Below are 5,484 nucleotides of genomic sequence, written 5' to 3' on the forward strand. Positions count from 1 at the left end.
CAGGCGCAGGCCGGCCTGATCCTTGTCGAGGATACGCATCACCACCCGCTCGCCCATCCGGGCCGGCAGGGTCGAGACGCGGACATCCAGGCTCTTGCGCCGAGGGCCAGAGAGATCCGCCCATCCTGGGGCAGGCGCTTTTCGGCGATGTCCAGCTTGGCCATGACCTTGACCCGCGAAACCAGCATCGAGGCGATGCGCGGCGACAGGCTGAGAACCTCGCGCAGAACGCCATCGATCCGCAGCCGGACGATAAGCGCCTGCTCGAAGGGCTCGATATGAATGTCGGAGGCGCCAGCCGCACGGCTTCGGCGATCAGGCCGTTGATCAGGCGGATGATCGGCGCGTCGTCCTGCGGATCGAGCAGGTCGGCCGCCGCCGGGGATGTCCTCAAGCAGCAGACCAAGCCCGCCCTGAGGTTGAGGCTGTCGGCGCTGGACGCCGAGGCCAGGCCAGCGCCGGCATAGACCTCCGAAAACTTACGATCGAAGACCGGCGGCGACATGAGCTCGATGGCCAGCGGCAGCCCGAGCGCCCGGCGCACCTCGACCAGGGCAATGGGGTCATAGCCTTCACGGACGCCGACGACCGCCTGCTCGCCCAGGGACAGCAGGACCACGCCGTTACGCTTGGCGAAGCCGTAGGCGAGCATGGGCGCGGTCATTTCTGCCCGGCCGGAGCGGCGGCTGACGGGGCCACGGGAAGGGCCGCGTTCAGATAGTCACGCATGACGGCGTCGAGGGAATTGTCGCCGTCCGGCGTGGTCATGGCCGGCAGGTTGCGCATGTAGTCGTAACGCGGCGCGGTGACGTTGCGGGCGTCCTCGACACTACGAATGATGCGGGGACGGATGAAGACCATCAGGTTTGTCCGGCCACGCTCGCGCGCGGTGCTCCGGAACAGGGCCCCAAGGCCCGGGACGTCGCCCAGCAGCGGCGTGCGCTGGACCGACATGGTTTCCTGCTGATCGAGCAGGCCGCCCAGGACGACGATGTCGCCGTCGTCCACCAGGGCCGTCGTCTCGATCTCGCGCTTGTTGATGATCAGCTCGCTGGACCCCACGCTGACCGGTCCTTTGACGCTGGAGACCTCTTGGCGAAGGAACAGGGTGATGCCGCCGCCGGCGTTGATCTGCGGCTTGACCTCCAGCTGCACCCCGACGTTCTGGCGCTGAATGGTGCGGAAGGGGTTTGAATTGGAATCCCCCAGCACCTCACCGGTGGTGATCGGCACTTCCTGGCCGACCAGGATGCGAGCCTCTTCATTGTCCAGCGTCATGATCGACGGCGTCGACAGCAGGTTCGAGCCGGCGTCCTTCTTCACCGCGTTGATGATCGCGCCGAACAGGGCGTCGCCGCTGCGGCCGACCACGCCGGAGGTCACGCCCGAGGCGGTCAGCAGTGAACTGATGGCCGCGTCGCGCACCGAGGTCAGGGCGGTGGAGTCGCCGTCCGACGGCTTGCCGCTCGCTCCGGCCGCCACCAGGGGCAGCAGGCTCGGCGAGGCGTTGGTATAGTTGGTGGCGATGAACGGGATCGTGCCGTTCGAGCCGCCGAGCAGCAGTTGGACGCCGAGTTGCTTGGCGGTGGTGTCGGAAACCTCGACGACGATGGCCTCGACCAGGACCTGCTCGCGGCGGATGTCCAGCTGGCGGATGACCTCGGCCAGGGTGCGCTGGGTCTCGGGCGGGGCGCTGATGATCAGGGCGTTGGCGCCGGGATAGCGCGCGACGCTGGCCTGGGCGCCGCCGGTGGCCGAGGCGGGGGCCGTCGGGTCGGAAGCGGTCGAGGCCGCGCTGCTCGCGGCGTTGGTCGTCCGGCCCGCGCCGAGCGACCTGGCCGAAACGCCCAGGGACGAGGCCGAGCTCTGGCCGACCAGCTGCTGCAGGACGGGGAGCATCTGCTCGGCATTGGCATGGCGCAGGAAGACGACCCGCACGTCGTCGCTGGACTCGGCCCGGCGATCCAGGTCGGTGATGATCGGCAACAGGCGCTGGACGGCGTCGGCGTCGCCGCGCAGCAGGACCGAGTTGCTGCTTTCGACCGCCACCACGGCCACCGCGCCGCGACCACTTTTGCCGTCCGCGCCGGGGGCGGCCATGATCTCGTTGATGACCTGTGCGATCTCGCGCGCGGAGCTGTTGGTCAGGGTCACGGTGTGGACGGTCGCGCGGTCTTGATCGACCTGGGCCAGCAGGGCGCGAATGCGGCGGACATTGTCGGCATAGTCGGCCACCACGATGGCGCCGCCCCGCGGATTGGCCACCACCTGGCCCTGAGGCCCTATCAGCGGCTTGAGCATGTCGACGGCGCTGGCCGCGTCGAGGGTTCTCAGGCGGAACACCTCGGTGGCGAACTGCCCCCCGGCCGTGCTGGGCTGGCGGGCGGCGTTCTCGGAAGGCTCGATACGATAGGCGCCGGCGCCGGCGGGCGTGGCGACGAAATTATTGGCCCTCAGGGTGGCCAGGAACACCTCGAAAAGCTCACGGCGATTGAGCGGACCGTTACTGGCGACCGTCACCGTGCCCTTGACGCGCGGGTCGATGATGAAGGTCGTTCCCGTCGACTTGGCGACATCCTGGATGAACACCCGGATGTCGGCGTCCTGGACGTTCAGCACCTGGGTCTGGGCCCGCGCCGGCGCGGCCGGCAGGACGGCGCCGCCCAAGACCAGCGCCGCGGCGATGGCCAGAACGGAGGTTCGTGGCGAAGGGGCCTTGATCATTGAATTTCCGGGAACGAGAGGGTGCTGCGCGCGCCGCCGCGCGACAGCTCGACATGGTCTGCGGCGACCGAGGCCAGAGTCACGCCGTCGGCGATCGTCTCGCCCACGGCGTAGGATTTCTGCACGCCGTCCGAGCCGGCGATGATGGCGGACCCGCCGCCGACGCCGCCCGAGCGGACGCCGAACAGGCGGAAGGCCTCACCGGTCGCGCCGCTGGGCGAGACGGCTCCGCCGGAGACTCCGAAAGCGTCGAAGCTGGCCAGGATGCCCAGATCGGCGCGAGGCCTCGATGGCGCGACCGGCGCCGCCACCGGCCCCATCGGCGACGCGACGATCCAGATCAGGCGCGCCGCCTGGGTGGCGATGGCCAGGGCGAGAAGCACCTCCAGCACCAGAACCATCCTGGCGTTCGGCGCGCGGAAAAGATCTGTGAGATTCAAAGGGTCCCGCCGACTGGTCGCTTCTGACAAAGCGGATACCGCGAGGCCGACGCAGATCTGCGACAGTTCAGCGACAGTATGATGACAAACGCTCCCCACTCGGATGAATGGGGAGCGTTTTACAGGCCGCGATTTGACCGTTCAGTCTTCGAGAAACGGAGCGGGAAAGCCCCTCCCCGTTCAGGCCCTAGAATTTGGCCTGGGCCGAGAGCGAGAAGACCCGGCCGGTTCGATAGGTGTTGATATCAATCCGGTTGCCGGCCGCGGATTGATATTCTTCATGCTCCTGTCCCGTAAGGTTTCGGGCTTCAAACTTAAGTTCGATTTCACGCCCCAACATCTCGATTCCTTGGCGAGCGACAAAGTCAATCGTGACACCAGGGTATTCAAAGGCGTCGGGCTGGCCGCTGTTCACCAGGCCACGGCTGGTAACCCGCTTACTGGCATAGTTGATCAGCAGGGTCTGCTGCGACAAGCGATCGGTGTCTTCGAGACCAAACTGAACGTTAGCCACATGATCGGATTGCCCAGTCAATGGGGCCCCATCGCGGAAGTAGTCCGTCGCGATCGTCGAACTCGCCGAGAACGCAGAGACAGTGTCGGTTGCCGATAGCTTTAGTTTCGACTTGGAATAGGTATAGTTCGCAATCGCTACAAAGCGCCTATTGGCCCAGAAATCGGCCTTCCAATCGGACAGGTCGAAGTATTTTTGAACTTCAAACTCGGCTCCGTAGAGGTCCGCCTTGGGGGCATTGGCGAAGCTGGTCGTAAAGTCATCGCCCGAGACATAGGTCTCGATGGGATTTTTGATCTGCTTGTAAAATCCAGAAACAGTGAAACGCTGTTCACGATCAAAGAACCATTCGTAACGCGCTTCTGCATTGGTCAACTCGCTGTCGACCAGAAGTGGATTACCGCGATAGTTACGGTTGCTCTCGGGATCGAAGTAGAACTGATATATCAGTTCACGGAACTGGGGCCGAGCAATGGTCTTGGACGCGCTCGCGCGCACTTGCATCTCTGGATTAAGATGCCAGGTCAATGTCGCTGACGGCAAGACATAGTTTTCGTCAAGCTTCGTCGCGGCAAGCGACGCACCAGGCGTATTAAAGATCTGTAGCGGTGAAACTTCTTGTTTTGCCGTTTCGTATCGAACGCCCGCATCATATTCAAAAACGTCAAAAAGTGACCCGTTGACCTTCGCATAGGCAGCGTGGTTCAGCAAAGTCGCCCGGAAGGCGGGGTTTCCTTCGTTAGTTTCCACCAGGGCGATATCAAAGTTGCTGATGACTTCTGGAGCCAGGAGCAGATCGGGCCGCAACATGTCGACCCCACGGGGGAAGGAGCTTGGCGCCTGAAACTGGAAGTCCCGGCGAGAACTCGTGCGCCGTGTGGAGAGGTAGGCGTATCCGACGGTAGCCGAATAGCCAGGCGCAAACTTATAGGTCGTATCTAGGCCGCCAGAGAAAAGATCCTCGTTAAGCTTTGAGTAACTAACTGTAGCATTTCCTCCATTGCCGTTATTCAGGCGGTTAGCGTAGTATTTGCCATACGGATCTGCAGCAGCATTAGTTTTGACATACTCAAAATTGAGTTCAGCCGGCGCTTCGCGCTTTGTATTGGCGAAGCTAGCGCGGACGTCGACATTGATTTTGTCCGTCGGTTTGAATTCACCGACAAACTGCGTATTCGCGAGCTGACGTTCGTACCAGGCGGTGTCTTGGTCCATGTAGCTGACATTGGTGCCCTTACGATTCCCGACCCCAAGGCGCGCATTCTTGATCGTGTCGTGGACGTAGAGATTGGTCCAGCGGATCGTGTTGTCACCAAAGCCCAGCGATGTTCCGACCAGGCCGTTCAGCACAACGCGATTATCGGTCGACACGCGACGGAAGTCGGATTCCTTATCCGCCAGATCAGACTGCAATGAACTCTGATTGAGGGCGCTTCGCGACGACCATTTGTTGCTGTAGCCCACCGTGGCGATCAGGCCGAGATCAACCGAGTCCAGGTCGAAGGGCCTGCCCGCCGTCATGTCGACGGAGAAGTTAGCCGGCAAGTGGTTCCAGGTCTGCAGAACGGCATTGCGGCCCGTCACCAGTTGGCTGGCGATAGGCGCGGTGTCGACCTGACCGGAACTAATGCGTTTACCGCTGGCGAGGAACGCGCCCAAGGCGGACGGCGTGTCACGGTTGCCGTTGTCGAACCCGCTCCAGTCGGTCTTGCTGCCGTAGTAGGAGTAGCCGAGTTGATTAGTGGTCTCGGAGTCAGCCGAAACCGACCCACCAAAGCTGAAGAAGGCTTCCTTCGGAATGGACTT

The 5,484-nt window shown here is 63.1% G+C and carries 3 protein-coding genes and 1 pseudogene; all 4 read right to left on the minus strand.

What is annotated here, in order from left to right; genetic code table 11:
• Positions 1 to 664, minus strand: a pseudogene (locus CSW58_RS08960) (GspE/PulE family protein); the annotation flags it as partial.
• The gene (gene gspD, locus CSW58_RS08965; RefSeq protein ID WP_099447058.1) at positions 661 to 2,724 is read right to left on the minus strand and encodes a type II secretion system secretin GspD; all 2,064 of its coding nucleotides are present in this window, start codon (positions 2,722 to 2,724) and stop codon (positions 661 to 663) included. The gene gspD and the pseudogene CSW58_RS08960, both read right to left, overlap by 4 nt.
• On the minus strand, positions 2,721 to 3,125 hold the full coding sequence (locus CSW58_RS08970; protein WP_236627737.1) for a type II secretion system protein N: 405 nt from the start codon (positions 3,123 to 3,125) through the stop codon (positions 2,721 to 2,723). The genes gspD and CSW58_RS08970 overlap by 4 nt, the downstream gene beginning before the upstream one ends.
• 226 nt (positions 3,126 to 3,351) lie before the next feature.
• On the minus strand, positions 3,352 to 5,484 hold a 2,133-nt coding region (locus CSW58_RS08975), incomplete at its 5' end, for a TonB-dependent receptor domain-containing protein (RefSeq protein ID WP_099447060.1).

The sequence above is a fragment of the Caulobacter sp. B11 genome, assembly GCF_002737765.1.
Classification (GTDB): Bacteria; Pseudomonadota; Alphaproteobacteria; order Caulobacterales; family Caulobacteraceae; genus Caulobacter.